Here is a 15,545-nt window from a genome sequence, read left to right as displayed (position 1 = left end):
GACGGCTTCCCCCGTGGCTGTCTGGCACCACTTTCACTTTTTCAGGAGGAGTGCGCCGTGACCAGCAGCGACGATGCGCCGGACGTCTGCTCGGGCAAGGGCTGCCAGAACTCCGCGACCTGGGAGCTGCTCTGGAACAACCCCAAGCTGCACACCCCGGAGCGCCGCAAGATCTGGCTGGCCTGCGACGAGCACCGGCAGTCGCTCTCCGACTTCCTCGGAGCGCGTCAGTTCCTCAAGGACGTCGTCCCGCACGTCGGCTGAGGCCGGCGCTAGCCGCCGATCGCCGACATCGGCCGATCGGGCTGGAGGAAGCTCGGGTCGTCGATGCCGTGGCCGGCGCGCTTGCCGCGCATCGCGACCACCCAGCGCTCGGCGATGTCCTCGTCGGCCGCGCCGGCCCGGAGGGCGGCCCGCAGGTCGGACTCCTCGCGCGCGAAGAGACAGTTGCGGATCTGACCGTCCGCGGTCAGCCGGACCCGGTCGCAGTCGCCGCAGAAGGGGCGCGTGACCGAGGCGATCACGCCCACGGTGCCGGGCCCGTCGCCGACCTGGAAGAGCTCGGCCGGCGCACTCCCCCGGGGCTCCTGGGCCGGCTGGAGGACGAACTCCGCCTCCAGGGCCATCAGGATCTCGTCGGCGGTGACCATGCCCTCGCGCGACCAGCCGTGCTGGGCGTCGAGCGGCATCTGCTCGATGAACCGAAGCTCGTAGCGCCGCTCGAGAGACCAGCGGAGCAGCTCGGGCGCCTGGTCGTCGTTGACGCCACGCATCAGCACGGCGTTGATCTTCACCGGGCCCAGGCCGGCCGCCTGAGCGGCCTCGAGCCCGGCCACGACGTCCTTGAGCCGGTCGCGGCGGGTGATCTGGTGGAAGGTCTCGGCCCGCACGCTGTCGAGGCTCACGTTGACCCGGTCGAGGCCCGCGGCCGCGAGCGCCTCCGCCATCCGCGCGAGGCCGAGCGCGTTGGTCGTCAACGACGTCTCCACCCCGAGGTCGTGGGTGCGGCGCACGATGTCGACCAGGCCACGGCGTACGAGCGGCTCGCCACCGGTGAACCGGACCTCGCGGATCCCGAGCTGCTCGACGCCGATCCGGACCAGCCGGACCACCTCGTCGTCGTTGAGCACCGAGTCGTCCGGGAGCCAGTCCAGGCCCTCCGCCGGCATGCAGTAGCTGCATCGCAGGTTGCATCGATCGGTCAGCGAGACCCTCAGGTCCGTTGCTACCCGACCGAAGCGATCCGAGAGGCGCTGTGTCGTCACCACCACAGTCTATGGACGTGGCAAGAGCCCGACGCCGTACGCCGCTCCGGCGCGGACTAGCCTCGACCTCGTGCGGTCCTGGGGGTTCCTCATCAGTCGGCGGTGGCTGCTCTTCGCAGTCGTCGTCGTGCTGCTGTGCTACGCCGCCTGGTGGCTGGGCCAGTGGCAGTTCCACCGCCTCGACGACCGTAAGGCGAGCAACGCGATCGTCCGGGCCAACGAGGACCGGGCGCCGACCCCGGTCGCCGACGTCCTGGCCCCCGGTCGCGTGGTCGACGAGGACGACGAGTGGCGCCAGGTCACGGCGACCGGCACCTACGACCCCGACGAGACCGTCATCGTGCGCTACCGCACCCGCGACGGCGCGTCAGGCATCGACGTCGTCGTCCCCCTCGTCACCGCGGACGGCTCCACCCTGCTGGTCGACCGCGGCTGGATGGCGGCCGACAACGAGGGCGCCAGTCCCGCGGACGTCCCGGCACCGCCCACCGGGGAGGTCACCGTCGACGGCTGGGTCCGCGCCGACGCCGACGGCGACAGCACCGTCGTCTCCGACCACTCGACTCGCTCGATCTCCAGCGTGCAGATCGGCGAGGCGATCGGGCAGGAGGTGTACGGCGGCTTCATCGAGCTCGACACCGAGGACGGCCGGCCCGCCGCCACCCTGCTCCCGGTCGAGCTGCCGGAGCTCAACAACGGCCCGCACTTCTTCTACGGCCTGCAGTGGTGGTTCTTCGGCCTGCTCGCCCTCTTCGGCTTCGGCTACCTGGCCTGGGACGAGTGGCGCTCGCAGCGCCGCGACGAGCCCTCAGCGCGCGAGGGGGCGCTCACCGAGCGCCGGGCCAAGCGTGCCGCCAAGAACTCGCGCAAGCAGGCGGTGAAGGCTGCCTACCAGAAGGCGTACGCCGACGAGCGCGCCGCCCGGGACGCTCACAGGGCCCGCAGCATGCCGCCGTCGACCGGCAGCATCACGCCGGACACGAACGACGCCGCCGGCGAGAGCACGAAGGCCGCGACCCGGCCGAACTCCGCCGGCTCGCCGTAGCGGCGCAGCGGGATCGAGGCCACCCCGGCCGCCCGGGCGGCCTCGGGGTCGCCGGTGGCGGCGTCCAGCTCGGCGACGCGCTCGGTCTCGACCCGGCCGGGCAGCAGCCCGTTGACCCGGACGCCGGCCGGGCCCAGCTCGTCGGCGAGCGTCTTGGCGACCATCGCGAGCCCGGGCCGCAGCCCGTTGGAGATCGCCATGTCGGCGAGCGGGGCGCGGACGCTCGAGGAGAGCACGAAGGCGAGCGACCCGCCGCGCGGGAGCGCTGCGCCGAGCTCCCGGCCGAGGCGCACCGCGCCGAGGAAGACGGACTCGAAGGCGGCCGTCCACTGATCGTCGGTGATCGTGGTGACCGGTCCCCTCGGTGGCCCACCGACGCTGACGAGGGCGCCGTCGAGGCGGCCCCAGCGGTCGAGCGCCGCGCGGACCAGCCGCTCGGGCGTGGTCGGGTCGGCGTTGTCAGCGACGACGACCTCGACCGCCTCGCCGAGCTCCTCCCGCACCGCGGCCAGCGTCTCCGCGCTGCGTCCCGAGACGACCACGCGGGCGCCCTCCGCCACCAGCACGTCGGCGGTGGCCCGGCCGAGACCGCGGGCTCCCCCGGTGACGATGAAGGCGCGGTCCGTCAGCTGGAGATCCATGGCCGCAACGTTAGACGGGCGTCGGCGGGAGGTCGTCGACGAACTGGGTGCGGTAGAGGTCGGCGTACAGCCCGCCGTCCGCGAGCAGCGAGGCGTGCGTGCCGCGCTGCACGATGCGGCCCGACTCGACGACGAGGATCTGGTCGGCGTTGCGGACGGTGGAGAGCCGGTGGGCGATGACCAGCGACGTCCGCCCGTCGAGCGCAGCGTCCAGGGCCCGTTGTACGGCGACCTCGGACTCGCTGTCGAGGTGGGCGGTCGCCTCGTCGAGTACGACGATCGCCGGCGCCTTCAGCAGGAGCCGGGCGATCGCGAGCCGCTGCCGCTCGCCTCCGGAGAGCCGGTAGCCACGGTCACCGACGACCGTGTCGAGACCGTCGGGCAGCGCCCGCACCAGGCCGGCGATCTGCGCCGCCTCGAGGGCCGCCCACACCTCCACGTCGCTGGCGCCGGGACGGGCGTAGAGGAGGTTGGCCCGGATCGTGTCGTGGAACATGTGCGCGTCCTGGGTGACGTAGCCGACCACGTCCTCCAGCGACTGCAGGCTCACGTCGCGGACGTCGTGGCCACCGACGCGGACCACACCGGTGTTGGCGTCGTAGAGGCGCGCCACCAGGTGGGTGATCGTGGTCTTGCCGGCGCCGGAGGGACCGACCAGCGCGATCATCTGCCCCGGCTCGGCGACGAAGTCGATGTCGTTGAGCACCGGGCCGCCCTCGCGGGACTCCTTGCGGGCGACGGTCTCCAGCGAGGCCAGGGAGATCTCGTCGGCGCGGGGGTAGCCGAAGCCGACGTGGTCGAACTCCAGACGAGCCGCCGACCGGGGCAGGTCGACGGCGTCCGGCTGCTCCTCGATCAGCGACGGCAGGTCGAGCACCTCGAAGACGCGCTCGAAGCTGACCAGCGCCGTCATCACGTCGATGCGCACGTTGGAGAGGCTCTGCAGCGGACCGAGCAGCCGCAGCAGCAGGGTCGCCAGGGCGATCAGGGTGCCGACGGTCAGCGTCTGGTCGACGGCGAGGTGCCCGCCGACGCCGTACACGAGGGCGGTCGCGAGCGCGGGCACGGCCATCATCGAGGCGGCGAAGATCCGGGTCAGCAGCGAGATCCGGATGCCGAGGTCGCGCACGGTCGCGGCCTTGCGGGCGAAGAGCGCGTCCTCCTCACCACGACGGCCGAAGAGCTTGAGCAGCATCGCGCCGCCCACGTTGAAGCGCTCGGTCATGGCGTTGCCCATGTCGGCGTTGCCGTCCATCTGCTGCCGGGTCAGCCCGGCCAGCCGGTTGCTGACCCACCGCGACACCAGCAGCATCAACGGGAAGATCGCCAGGCAGAGCAGCGTCACCTCCCAGCTCAGGGCGAGCATCGCGATCCCGACCACGACCACCGAGATGGTGCTGGCGACGGTGCTCGACAACGTCGAGGTGAAGGCGCGCTGGGCGCCGATGACGTCGTTGTTGAGCCGGGAGACCAGGGCGCCGGTCTGGGTGCGGGTGAAGAAGGCGAGCGACTGCCGCTGGACGTGCCCGAAGACCTGGGTGCGGAGGTCGTAGATCAGGCCCTCGCCGATGCGGGAGGAGAGCCACCCCTCGCCGACGGACAGCACGGCGCTGAAGAGGGCCACGGCCGCCATCGCGAGCGCCAGCACCGTCACCAGCCCGGCGTCGCCACCGACGATGCCGTCGTCGATGATGTGCTTCGCCAGCAGCGGCGAGACGACGACCAGGCAGCTGTCGACGACGGTCAGCATGAGGAAGACGGTGATCAGCCGCCGGTGCGGGCGGGCGAAGCCGAAGACCCGGCGCACGGTGCCGCGCTCGATCTTGTTGTGGACGAGGCTGCGGTCCGACCGCAGGTGCCGCCACGCGGCTCCCGATCCCTGCATCCCGGACACGTCTGCTCCCTACCTGGTCATCGTCGTCGTCTACCGGCCCATCAGCGAGACCAGCTCCCGGAAGCGCCGGGTCTGCGCCTCGCGCTCCAGGCGACGCTGCTCGTCGAGGCTGCGGTCGGCAGCACCCTGGAGCAGCGCCTTGGTCTCACTCACCGCGCCGGCCAGCGGAGCGGTCAGGGCGGCCACGAGATCGGCCACGGTCGCCTCCAGCTCCTCGACCGGTACGGCGGCCAGCGCGAGCCCGATGTCCACGGACTCGTGCGCGCCCACCATCCGCGCCGTGGCACAGATCTCCAGCGCCCTGGCATAGCCAACGCTCTCGACGAGCGGCTTTGTTCCGGTCAGGTCGGGGACCAGCCCCAGGGCCGACTCCTTCATGCAGAACTGAGCGTCGTCCGCGACCACCCGCAGGTCGCACGAGAGCGCGAGCTGGAAGCCGGCGCCGATGGCGTAGCCGTGCACCGCGGCGATCGAGACGAAGCGCGGGTCGCGCAGGAACGTGAAGCCCTGCTGGAAGCCGTCGATCGCGGACGACACCTCCTCGTCGGACTGCGTCATCAGCGCCACGACCGAGCCCTCACCGGCGGTGCTGGGGTCCAGCATGCTGCGGTCGAGCCCGGCCGAGAACGCCGCCCCGGAGCCCTTCACGACCACCACCCGCACGTCGTCGGGCAGCTCCTCCCCGATCGCCGCCAGGGCGTGCCACATCGTGGGCGTCTGGGCGTTGCGCACCTGCGGACGGTTCAGCGTGATCGTCGCGACCGGCCCCGCCACGTCGTACAGCAGGCCGGCGTCCTCGAGCGTCTTCGGGTCCATGGCGCCGACCCTAGACGGGAGCGTGGACACCGACGACGTCAGGCCAGCGACACCAGGTCCGCGTAGTCGTCGTTCCAGAGGTCCTCGTCGCCGTCGGGCAGCAGCAGCACCCGGTCCGGCTCGAGCGCGCGTACGGCGCCCTCGTCGTGCGTGACCAGGATGATCGCGCCCTCGTAGGTGCGGATGGCGGCCAGCACCTCCTCGCGGGAGGCGGGGTCGAGGTTGTTGGTGGGCTCGTCGAGCAGCAGCACGTTGGCGCTCGAGACCACGAGCGAGGCCAGCGCGAGCCGGGTCTTCTCGCCGCCCGAGAGCACCTTGGCCGGCTTGTGCGCGTCCTCGCCCGAGAAGAGGAAGGAGCCGAGCACCGAGCGGGCCTCGGTGTCGGTGAGCTGCGGAGCGGCGCTCTGCATGTTCTCGAGCACCGTGCGGTTGACGTCGAGGGTCTCGTGCTCCTGGGCGTAGTAGCCGATCTTGAGCCCGTGACCGGGGACGACCTCGCCGGTGTCGGGACGGTCGACGCCCGCCAGGATCCGCAGCATCGTGGTCTTGCCCGCACCGTTGAGGCCCAGGATGACGACCCGCGAGCCCTTGTCGATCGCGAGGTCGACGTCGATGAAGACCTCCAGCGACCCGTAGGACTTCGAGAGCTCCGCGGCGGTGAGGGGGGTCTTGCCGCACGGTGCCGGCGCGGGGAACTTGATCCGCGCGACCTTGTCGCTCTGCCGCTCGGCGTCGAGACCCGCCATCATCTTCTCGGCACGCTTGAGCATCGACTGCGCAGCGGTCGCCTTGCTGGCCTTGGCCCGCATCTTGTTCGCCTGGTCGGTGAGGGTCTTGGCCTTCGTCTCCGCGTTGGAGCGCTCGCGCTTGCGACGCTTCTCGTCGGTCTCGCGCTGCGTCAGGTAGGCCTTCCAGCCCATGTTGTAGACGTCGATCTCACCGCGGTTGGCGTCGAGGTGCAGCACCTTGTTGACGGTCTGCTCGAGCAGGGCGTTGTCGTGGCTGATCACGATCAGCCCACCCTTGTGCGCCTTGAGGAACTCCCGGAGCCAGACGATGGAGTCGGCGTCGAGGTGGTTGGTCGGCTCGTCGAGGAGCAGCGTCTCGGCGCCGGAGAAGAGGATGCGCGCCAGCTCGACGCGACGGCGCTGGCCACCCGACAGGGTCTTGAGCTGCTGGGTGAGGATCCGCTCCTCGATGCCGAGGCTGCTGGCGATCGTCGCGGCCTCCGACTCGGCGGCGTACCCACCACCGGCGTGCAGCTCGGAGTCGGCGCGCTCGTACTGCCGCATCGCCTTGTCGCGGACGGCAGGGTCGTCGCTGCCCATGTCGGTCTCCGCCTTGCGCAGCCGGCGTACGACGTCGTCGAGCCCGCGCGCGGAGAGGATCCGGTCACGGGCCAGCACCTCGGGGTCACCGATGCGCGGGTCCTGCGGGAGGTAGCCGACCTCACCGGTCGCCTGGACGGTGCCGGCCGCGGGCTGGGCCTCGCCCGCGAGGATCTTGGTCAGGGTCGTCTTGCCCGCACCGTTGCGCCCGACGAGTCCGACCTTGTCCCCGGCCGCCACCCGGAAGCTGACGTCCTCCATGAGCAGTCGGGCTCCGGCGCGGACTTCGAGCTTGTGGGCGGTCATCATGAGGACTCAAGCGTAGTTGTGGGTACGGTCCTTCCGGGCATCGGCGACGGTGTCCCCAGTCACGTACCCAGTCACGTGCCCCAGCACGACCCAGTCTTGCGAACAGCCACCCCAGGAGTGTCGATGCGGTTCAACCCCAAGGCCCGGCTCGACACCAGTCGGATGGGCGACGCCGGACGGTCGAGCGGCGGCCGAGGCGGGGGCGGCGGCATCCCGATCCCCGGCGGTGCCGCCGGCGGCGGGATCGGCACCCTGATCATCGTCGCGATCGTCGTGGTGGCGGGCATCTGGCTCGGCGGCGGCTCCGAGGGCGATCAGGCGGCCGACACCGGCCGCTACGCGCAGTGCGACAGCGGCGCCGACGCCAACGGCTCCACCGACTGCGCGCGTACGGCGATCGAGAACTCGCTCGGCGACTACTGGTCCGACACGCTTCCCACCCAGTCGGGCACGGCGTTCCAGCCCGAGCGCAAGATCGAGACCTTCACCGGCGCCATCAGCACCGGGTGCGGCTCGGCGACGGCGGCCGTCGGCCCCTTCTACTGCCCCACGGACCAGACGATCTACCTCGACACCACCTTCTTCGACGAGGTGCTCGAGCGCCAGCTCGGCGGACCCGACGGCGGCTTCGTCGAGGCCTACGTGCTGGCCCACGAGTACGGCCACCACATCCAGAACCTGCTCGGCACCATGGGCAAGGTCAAGACGCAGCAGGGCGCCAAGAGCGACGCCGTACGCCTCGAGCTCCAGGCCGACTGCTACGCGGGCATGTGGGCGAAGGCGGCGAGCACCACGCAGGACGCGGACGGCAACACGCTGATCGAGGGCCTGACCGACGAGGACATCCAGCAGGCGGTGGACGCCGCGACGGCTGTCGGCGACGACCGCATCCAGCAGTCCTCGGGCGGTGACGTCGACCCGGAGTCCTGGACCCACGGCTCGGCGAAGTCGCGGGTGCAGTGGTTCCGCACGGGCTACAGCGACGGCACCCTGGAGGCCTGCGACACCTTCGCGCGCGGGGCACTCTGAGACGGCGGCTCGCTCACCCCTGCGTCAGGGCCTCGATGTGCGGGAACTGCCGCTGCAGCGCGCGCAGGTGCGGGGCGACGGCCGGGTGCCGGAACTTGCCGGCGAGCGCTCCCTCGCCGCGCGCCGCCCGGGCCAGCGCCCACTCGGCCCGGTTGAGGACGGTGTAGACAGCGGTGACGCGGGCACCGAGTGTGACCTCGTCGCGGGTTGCCAGGCCGTCGGGCAGCCCCAGCAGGTAGGCATCGATCAGCGGCTCGAGCTCCTCGCGCGCCGTCAGGGCGAAGTAGCCGAGGTCCGCCCCGACCGGGCCCGTCCCCAGGGTCGCCCAGTCGACGGCCACCACGTCGTCGTCGGCACGTCCCAGCAGGTTGGGGGGTACGGCGTCGCCGTGCTGCGGCACCTGCACCAGGGCGTCGGCGGCCGCGAGCAGCTCGGTGCGTCGGCCCCACAGGTGGTCGGCGACGTCCGCGACAGTCGTCCGCGCCAGGGTCTGCCAGCCGCCGTGCCGCTCGACCCGGGTCAGCCGGTCGCGCAGCTGGTTGCGCGCCAGCCAGGGAGCAGCCGCGAGGTGCGCCCCGGCGAACCGCCCCATGGCGCGCGCGCAGAAGAGGCCGCTGCTCGAGGCGTCCTCGACCCACTCGGTGGTGATCGTGATGCCGTCCTCGTCCTCCTCGACCGCGCCCAGACCGGCCGAGCGCAGGCCAGGGGTGTCGACGACGGTCGCGGCGGTGACGACGTCGGCGGCACGCCGCCAGTAGGCGAAGTGGCGAGGGTTCGTGAGCTCCGCCAGGTCGTCGGCGCCGGGACGCGACAGCCGCTTGACGACCACGGGCTGCTCGCCGAGGACCGTCCTCCAGACGCCAACCGTCGAGGCACCACTGCCGCCGGGCAGCGGGTGCCACCCGGGTTCGGGCTGCCACATGGCTTGCACGCTAGTGCACGCGCGGCGCCCCGGACGTGACCCTGCCCGCGACACTCCCGCGGCGTACGACGACCTCGTCCCGACTGGTGGACACGCTGTCGGAATGGTGAGACGGACCGCCGCCGTCCCGTTATAGTCCACCAAGTCGATCGACTTTGGGAAATATCCCCGACACATCCGACGACGTCATGCACCAACGGACCTGGAGAGAGCGAGATCACGGGTGGACACATGGGCTCTGAGCGGCCTGGCGGTGACGCTGGGCCTCTTCGCGGGGCTGATCACGCTGTCGCGCAGGCAGGTGAACTTCGCGGTGCTCACCTTCATCGGGCTGTTCCTGGGCATCGCGGTCGGCTACGTCTTCCGCGACCACGTCCAGTACGTCGACCCGCTCGGGCAGGCGTACATCAAGCTGCTGATGGCGGTCGTCGCCCCCCTGGTGATCGTCTCGATCCTGTCGAGCATCACGTCGCTCGGCTCGACCTCGCAGCTCAAGCGGATCGGCGGCGCCTCGATCTTCTGGCTGCTGACGCTCAACCTCCTCGCGATCCTGCTCACGCTCGGGCTGGCACTGCAGCTCGGCGTCGGCAAGGGCGCCGACCTCGAGACGCAGGGCGTGCCGACGACGACGCTGAACGAGTTCAAGGAGTCGTTCACCCAGGTCTTCCTGGGCTTCTTCCCCTCCAACATCGTCTCGGACATCGCTGAGAACAACGTCATCCCGATCATCATCGCGACCGTCGCCGTCGCCGTCGCGCTCTCGATGGTCGCCGACCGCAAGCCGGAGCAGATGGCGCCGGTGAAGGCGTTGATCGACGGCTTCCGCGAGATCGTGTTCAAGGTCGTCGGGTTCGTCATCAAGCTGACGCCGTACGCCGTCCTCGCGCTGACGGCCGGTGCCGTGTCGAAGACCTCGCTCAAGGTCGACACGCTGATGCCGCTGCTCACGCTGCTGCTGGTGGGCTACCTCGCGTGCTTCATCGACGCGTTCCCCGTCAACGCCGTGGTGCTGCGCGTGTGGGGCGACGTCAGGCCGACCGTCTTCTTCCGCAAGATCTTCCCGGCACAGCTCACCGCGTTCACGACGCAGAGCAGCGCCGGCACCCTGCCGGTCACGACCGGTCTGCTGACCCGCAAGATCGGCGTGCCGGCCGACATCGCGGGCTTCACCGCTCCGCTCGGCACGACGATCGGGATGCCCGGGTGCGCCGGGGTGTGGCCGATGCTCCTCGCGGTCTACGCCATCAACGGTCTCGGCCTGTCCTACGGCCTGACCGACTACGCCGTGCTGATCCTGCTCGCCCTGGTCGTCTCGCTGGGTACGGCGGGCGTCCCGGGGACCGCGACCGTGACGGCCACGACCGTCTTCGCCGCCGCCGGGCTGCCGCTCGAGGTCATCATCCTGACGCTGCCGATCAGCGCCATCGTCGACATGGCACGCACGCTCAACAACGTCACCGCCGCCGCGGTCGCGTCGGTCCTCGTCGCCCGGCGTGAGGGTCGGCTCGACGACGCGATCTTCGACGCGGCCAACGACCGGACCGACGACGCGCCCGGCGCGCCGCAGCCGGCACGGGTGCCCGTGGTTGCGCCTGTCACCGAGCTGCCGCTGACCACGGCAGCGCTCTTCGACACGCCGTTCCCGTCCGCCCTCGTCGGGGCCTGCGACATCACCGACCGCCCACTCGTGAAGAACTCCCTGGAGACCCGATGACCACCCAGCCCGCCCGTGTCCGCCGACGCCCCCGGTGGCTCTCCGCCCTGATGCTCGTCCCCGTCCTGGTGCTGGCACTGCAGGGGCTGACCTTCCAGGCCAGCGCGAGCGACCTCGAGTGGGTCGACGGCGGCGATGACCAGCTGTGCCTCCAGGACGACACCGGTGTCGCGCTGTCCCACCCCGAGATCGAGCAGTGCTCCCCCATCATCGGCTGCGAGACCGGTGAGACCAACGGCCGGCCGTGGATCCGCTTCCCCAACCACAACGGGGTCTGGCAGCCGAGGGACGCGTACAAGAACTACGACGTCCTCTACGCCTCGGACCCAGCCCCCTCACCGTCGCCGTCATCGAGCCCGACGGCGAAGCCGACGAGCAAGCCCACCGCCAAGCCGACGAAGAAGCCGACCTCGAAGCCCACCACCAAGGCGACGTCGAAGCCGACCGCCCAGGCCTCCTCATCCGCCGCCCCCACCTCGGGCGAGGCTCCCTCGGCACCCGCCGCGCCGCTGGACGACGACCTCGGTCTCGACGGCGACGAGGTCGTGGCCGAGGGGGCACCGACCGCACCGGCCGCACCGACGGTCGAGGTCGACGGTGACCAGGTCACGGTGGCCTGGCAGGCCTCCGCCGACGCCGACCTGGAGGGCGTCACCGGCTACGTGCTGCGCTTCAGCGGCGCCGACCCCGTGGAGACCGACGCGGCCACCACGTCGCACACCTTCACCGGGCTGGCCGACGGCAACTACCGCGCCGCCGTACGAGCCGTGAACGCGGCCGGCGAGTCACCGTCGTCACCGCCCTCGGACATCGCCACCATCGGCACCCCGATCGAGGAGGTCAAGGGCGAGCTCACCGTCGACGGCGACCTCCAGCCGGGCGCCACGGTCACCGTGACCGGCGCCGGGTACGCCGTCAACGTGCCCGAGCTCGTGCTGGAGCTGCACTCGACCCCGGTCGAGCTCGCCACGGTCGCCACCGACGGCGACGGCGCGTTCTCCACCACGGTGACGGTGCCCGGTGACGTCGAGCCCGGCGACCACCATCTCGTCGTCGTCTACGACGGGACCGAGGTCACCAGCACACCGGTGGCCCTGGTCGACACGGTCGCCGCCGACGCCGACGCGGCCGATGACGCGGACCCAGCGGGCACCGACACCGCGACGGCCGGCCCCGCCGAGACCGTGCCGCCGCAGACCGGTCTGGTCATCCTCGGCGGCCTCGCCGCCGCCGGCGTCCTCTCCCTGCTGTGGCACCCGCTGCGCTCCCGCCGCCGGCGCGCGCAGCACGCCCACGGGTCACCGCTCCCGACGACGGCGCCCTCGGCGCCGCGCGTCCCGGTCGCCGTCTCGGGCGTCAGCACGGAGGTGGTCTGAGACGGCCCGCACATGAGAGCGGCTGGATTGCCCGAAGTTTGCAGACGCCCGGCAACCCAGCCCACCGATCACCCTCGTGAAGGTCATTCGGCCTGCCCAGTGTGGCAGCAGAAAGTGAAGATCGCCTGTGTATGCACTTCGTAGAACCTGGCGCGGGCTCGCGGTGGCAGCCGCCGCAGCCGTCGCCCTCTCGCCACTCTCGCCCCTGGGAGGTGTGACGGCGGCCCACGCGGCCGACACCGTCCCGCCCGCCACCCACGGCATCGACTTCGACTACTTCAAGGACGCCTACCCCGGCGTCGGCGCGGACAGCGTCTTCGAGACCGTGACGCTGGAGCGCTTCAAGTACCTCCTGCGTGACAAGTCCGGCAACTTCGCCTTCGTCATCGGCGACCCGAACGACGCGAACACCCAGGCGACGCTCGGCTACATCAACCAGGTCGCCAAGGCCTACGGGATCACGAAGATCTACAACTTCACGCCGAAGATCGACGGCGGCAAGTGGAACCTCTGGAACTGGAACGACCTCGCGTCGGTCACCGGTGGCGCCGCCCTGACGTACTGGCAGAACGAGGGCCCGACCGGCGGGGCCGCCGGCAACCCGGGCTCGTACTACTCGACCCACACCGACGACTACCTCAACAAGGACACCGAGCCGGAGTTCATCCGCACCGACGGGGTCATCACCGGCCCCTACCTCTTCGTCTACAACAAGGACCGGCAGATCGACGTCGGGGGCACCCCGACCGACGACCACATCGTGTCGTCGCTGTCGGACCGCAAGACCGCGAGCGACCTGGACACCCCGGGTGAGGTCGAGGCCTACAAGGCCGAGGTCCAGGACGTGCTCGGAGCCGTCCCCGCGGCCGACTACGCCACCAACTCGGCGTTCCAGTTCTGGAAGGACGAGGCCAACCGGCGCCACAACTCGACGTACGCCGACGCGAGCATCTACGGCGGCGACATCCTGACCGACGCCGACAACGCCGACGGGTGGCGCGTCCAGCCGATCACCTACCCGGAGTGGATCGCCCTGCTGAAGAAGTCCGGCGACATCCCGTTCCTCTTCGGCGGGACGTGGTGCCACAACACCCGGGCGATCGTGAAGGACGTCAACAAGGACGCCCAGAAGTACGGCGTCAAGAAGGTCTACAACTTCGACTACTCGCTCTTCTCGACGTCGAACGGTGGATCCAACTACGACCACAGCCGCAGCTCCGGCCAGAACATCACGACCGGGACCGGACCGGACACCCGCCTGCTCTACCCGAGCCAGGTCTACGGGCAGACGGTCAACACCTACCTGACCAACGCGATCGCCGAGTACGGCAGGACCACCCAGGTCACGACCTCCACACCGCACTACTACTTCCCCGACGGCGACGTCACGAAGCCGATCACCGAGGCGGTCCGCATCCAGGTCGGCCACCTGCTCACCTACAACAAGGACCACGTCGACGCCGCCGGCGACCCGGCCCCGGTCGTCGACCAGGCGCTGCGCCAGAACGACAACGGCGGCAACACCGAGTACATGACCGAGTGGTGGTACGTGAAAGGCAAGGACCTGCCCGCCTCGGACGGCAGCTTCCGCGGCAGCTCGGCGGTCGGCAGCAACGCGCTCGCCAACCAGCGGGCGTTCGCGAAGGAGGGCATCGACGACATCGAGCAGGTCTTCCGCGGGTTCACCGACGAGCTCCCGAGCTCGACCACGGTCACCGGCGTCGGCGCCTCGGTCAAGACCGGAGCCGCGGTGACGCTCAACGTCACGCTCGACGCGTCCGACTACGCGCCGTACCAGTCGACCAACGGGGCCAGCTCCTCCGACCCGGCCGGCACGCTCACCGCCCAGCCGCGCGGCTGGGTCAGGCTGCTGGACGGCAACGGCACCGAGGTGGACCGCAAGCGGGTCACCCGCGGCGGCCGGACGTCGTTCGCCCTCGGCACCCAGGCGACTCCGGGCACGACGACGTACACCGTCGAGTACCTCGGTCGTGGCGACCTGATCGCACCCTCGTCGAAGGAGGTCAGCTTCGTCGTCGGTGCGACCACCACGACCCTGTCGGGACCCACCAGCATCACGGTGGGCCAGGGTGGCCAGTTCACCGCGACGGTCTCGTCCGCGACCGCGACCGGCACCGTCGCGCTGCACGGTCTGCCCGGTGGCGACGTCACCGGTGACGTGAGCAACGGAGCCGTGACGCTGGACGTCCCGGCCTCGGTGCCCACCGGCAGCTACGAGGTCACCGCGTCGTACAGCGGCGACGCGACCAACGATGCGAGCACGTCGGCGCCGCGCACCCTCGCGGTCGTCGCCAACACGTCCACGACCACGCTGGCGGGGCCGACGTCCACGACGTACGGCGCGGCCGGGACGCTCACCGCGACGGTCACCGACGGCGCCACCGGCACCGTGCGTCTGCACGGGCTGCCGGCGACGATCGACGCCACGGTCGTGGACCACGTCGCGACCTTCACCCTGCCGTCGGACCTGGCGGTGGGCAGCTACCAGGTGCACGCCGAGTACCTCGGTGACGACGACTTCGGCTCCTCCGAGTCCAGTGCGCACGCGCTGAGCGTGGGCAAGGCGGCAGCGAAGCTGACCGCGTCGGCGCCGACCAGGGCGTACGGCGCGGCCGGCACCGTCACCGTCACGGTCGGCGGCGTGGGCGGCCTCGTGCCGACCGGCAGCGTCAAGGTCTCCGAGGGCTCCACCGTGCTCGGGACGAGGTCGCTGAGCGGCGGCAAGGTGACCATCACGCTGCCGAGGACCGCCACGGTGAAGAAGCACACCTTGAAGGTCCAGTACGTCGGCAGCGACAGCTACGCGGCCCGCAGCGCGACGGTGTTCTTCACCGTGACCAAGGGACTCGCGAAGGCGCCGACGTTCACGCCGCAGGGCAAGGTCCGGGCCTCGAAGGCCGGCTCCGCGACGATCACCGTCGCCGCCGCGACCGGGCTGGCAAAGCCGGGCGGCAAGGTCAAGGTCACGCTGACGAAGGGCTCGACGAGCAGGTCGGTCTCGGCCAGGCTCAGCAAGGGCAGGGTCGTCGCCAGGCTGCCCAAGCTGGCGAAGGGCACCTGGGCGGTGAAGGTCACCTACCTCGGTGACGCGACCTACGCAGCGGGCCGGGCCAAGGCCTTCCGGCTGACCGTCACGAAGTAGCACCTGCACCTGACGGACGTGGCCGTCCCGGGTCTCCGCAAGG

General features: G+C 71.0%; 12 protein-coding genes. 6 read left to right on the top strand and 6 right to left on the bottom strand.

Annotation, left to right across the window (positions count from 1 at the left end; translation table 11 throughout):
* Positions 1-57: 57 nt before the first annotated feature.
* Positions 58-264: a hypothetical protein gene (locus N542_RS0112630; protein ID WP_028644219.1), complete on the top strand. Its 207-nt coding sequence runs from the start codon at positions 58-60 to the stop codon at positions 262-264.
* A gap of 8 nt (positions 265-272) precedes the next feature.
* Here the strand turns inward: N542_RS0112630 and moaA are convergent, their stop codons facing one another.
* Positions 273-1,268, bottom strand: coding sequence for a GTP 3',8-cyclase MoaA (gene moaA / locus N542_RS0112625; protein WP_028644218.1), 996 nt, complete (start codon positions 1,266-1,268; stop codon positions 273-275).
* A gap of 67 nt (positions 1,269-1,335) precedes the next feature.
* Here moaA and N542_RS24735 point away from each other — a divergent pair, with 67 nt between their 5' ends.
* Entirely contained in the window at positions 1,336-2,310 is a 975-nt protein-coding gene (locus N542_RS24735) for an SURF1 family cytochrome oxidase biogenesis protein (protein ID WP_081795178.1), read from the top strand.
* Here the strand turns inward: N542_RS24735 and N542_RS0112615 are convergent.
* The 4 genes from N542_RS0112615 to N542_RS0112600 are packed head-to-tail and all read right to left on the bottom strand — an operon-like array spanning position 2,196 to position 7,298.
* Complete coding sequence (locus tag N542_RS0112615) at positions 2,196-2,951, bottom strand: SDR family oxidoreductase (protein WP_028644217.1); 756 nt, start codon at positions 2,949-2,951, stop codon at positions 2,196-2,198. The genes N542_RS24735 and N542_RS0112615 overlap by 115 nt on opposite strands.
* A gap of 10 nt (positions 2,952-2,961) precedes the next feature.
* Entirely contained in the window at positions 2,962-4,836 is a 1,875-nt protein-coding gene (locus tag N542_RS0112610; RefSeq protein WP_036507711.1) for an ABC transporter ATP-binding protein, read from the bottom strand.
* Between the two features lie 39 nt (positions 4,837-4,875).
* Positions 4,876-5,661 carry an enoyl-CoA hydratase/isomerase family protein gene (locus tag N542_RS0112605; RefSeq protein ID WP_028644215.1) on the bottom strand — a complete coding sequence of 262 codons (786 nt, stop codon included), beginning with the start codon at positions 5,659-5,661 and terminating at the stop codon, positions 4,876-4,878.
* A gap of 38 nt (positions 5,662-5,699) precedes the next feature.
* Positions 5,700-7,298: an ABC-F family ATP-binding cassette domain-containing protein gene (locus N542_RS0112600; RefSeq protein ID WP_028644214.1), complete on the bottom strand. Its 1,599-nt coding sequence runs from the start codon at positions 7,296-7,298 to the stop codon at positions 5,700-5,702.
* 123 nt (positions 7,299-7,421) lie between these two features.
* On the opposite strand from N542_RS0112600, the gene ypfJ reads away from it, so the two are divergent.
* On the top strand, positions 7,422-8,327 hold the full coding sequence (gene ypfJ / locus N542_RS0112595; protein ID WP_028644213.1) for a KPN_02809 family neutral zinc metallopeptidase: 906 nt from the start codon (positions 7,422-7,424) through the stop codon (positions 8,325-8,327).
* A 13-nt stretch (positions 8,328-8,340) separates the two neighbouring features.
* Here the strand turns inward: ypfJ and N542_RS0112590 are convergent, their stop codons facing one another.
* Positions 8,341-9,249 carry a phosphotransferase gene (locus N542_RS0112590; RefSeq protein WP_028644212.1) on the bottom strand — a complete coding sequence of 303 codons (909 nt, stop codon included), beginning with the start codon at positions 9,247-9,249 and terminating at the stop codon, positions 8,341-8,343.
* Positions 9,250-9,472: 223 nt separating this feature from the next.
* Here N542_RS0112590 and N542_RS24730 point away from each other — a divergent pair, with 223 nt between their 5' ends.
* From N542_RS24730 to N542_RS0112575, 3 genes are all read left to right on the top strand, one after another.
* A complete protein-coding gene (locus N542_RS24730; RefSeq protein WP_197025951.1) occupies positions 9,473-10,963 on the top strand; it encodes a dicarboxylate/amino acid:cation symporter in 1,491 nt (496 codons plus the stop codon).
* Positions 10,960-12,339 (top strand): fibronectin type III domain-containing protein, encoded by a 1,380-nt coding sequence (locus tag N542_RS0112580; RefSeq protein WP_028644211.1) that lies wholly within the window; start codon positions 10,960-10,962, stop codon positions 12,337-12,339. Before N542_RS24730 ends, N542_RS0112580 begins: the two co-directional genes overlap by 4 nt.
* 214 nt (positions 12,340-12,553) lie before the next feature.
* Positions 12,554-15,502 carry an Ig-like domain-containing protein gene (locus tag N542_RS0112575; RefSeq protein WP_028644210.1) on the top strand — a complete coding sequence of 983 codons (2,949 nt, stop codon included), beginning with the start codon at positions 12,554-12,556 and terminating at the stop codon, positions 15,500-15,502.
* The last annotated feature ends 43 nt before the right edge of the window (positions 15,503-15,545 follow it).

The organism is Nocardioides sp. URHA0020, from assembly GCF_000620705.1.
In the GTDB taxonomy this organism is placed as follows: Bacteria; Actinomycetota; Actinomycetes; order Propionibacteriales; family Nocardioidaceae; genus Nocardioides.
The sequence above is the reverse complement of the archived record's forward strand: the minus strand, read 5'-3'. Positions and strand labels throughout refer to the sequence as shown.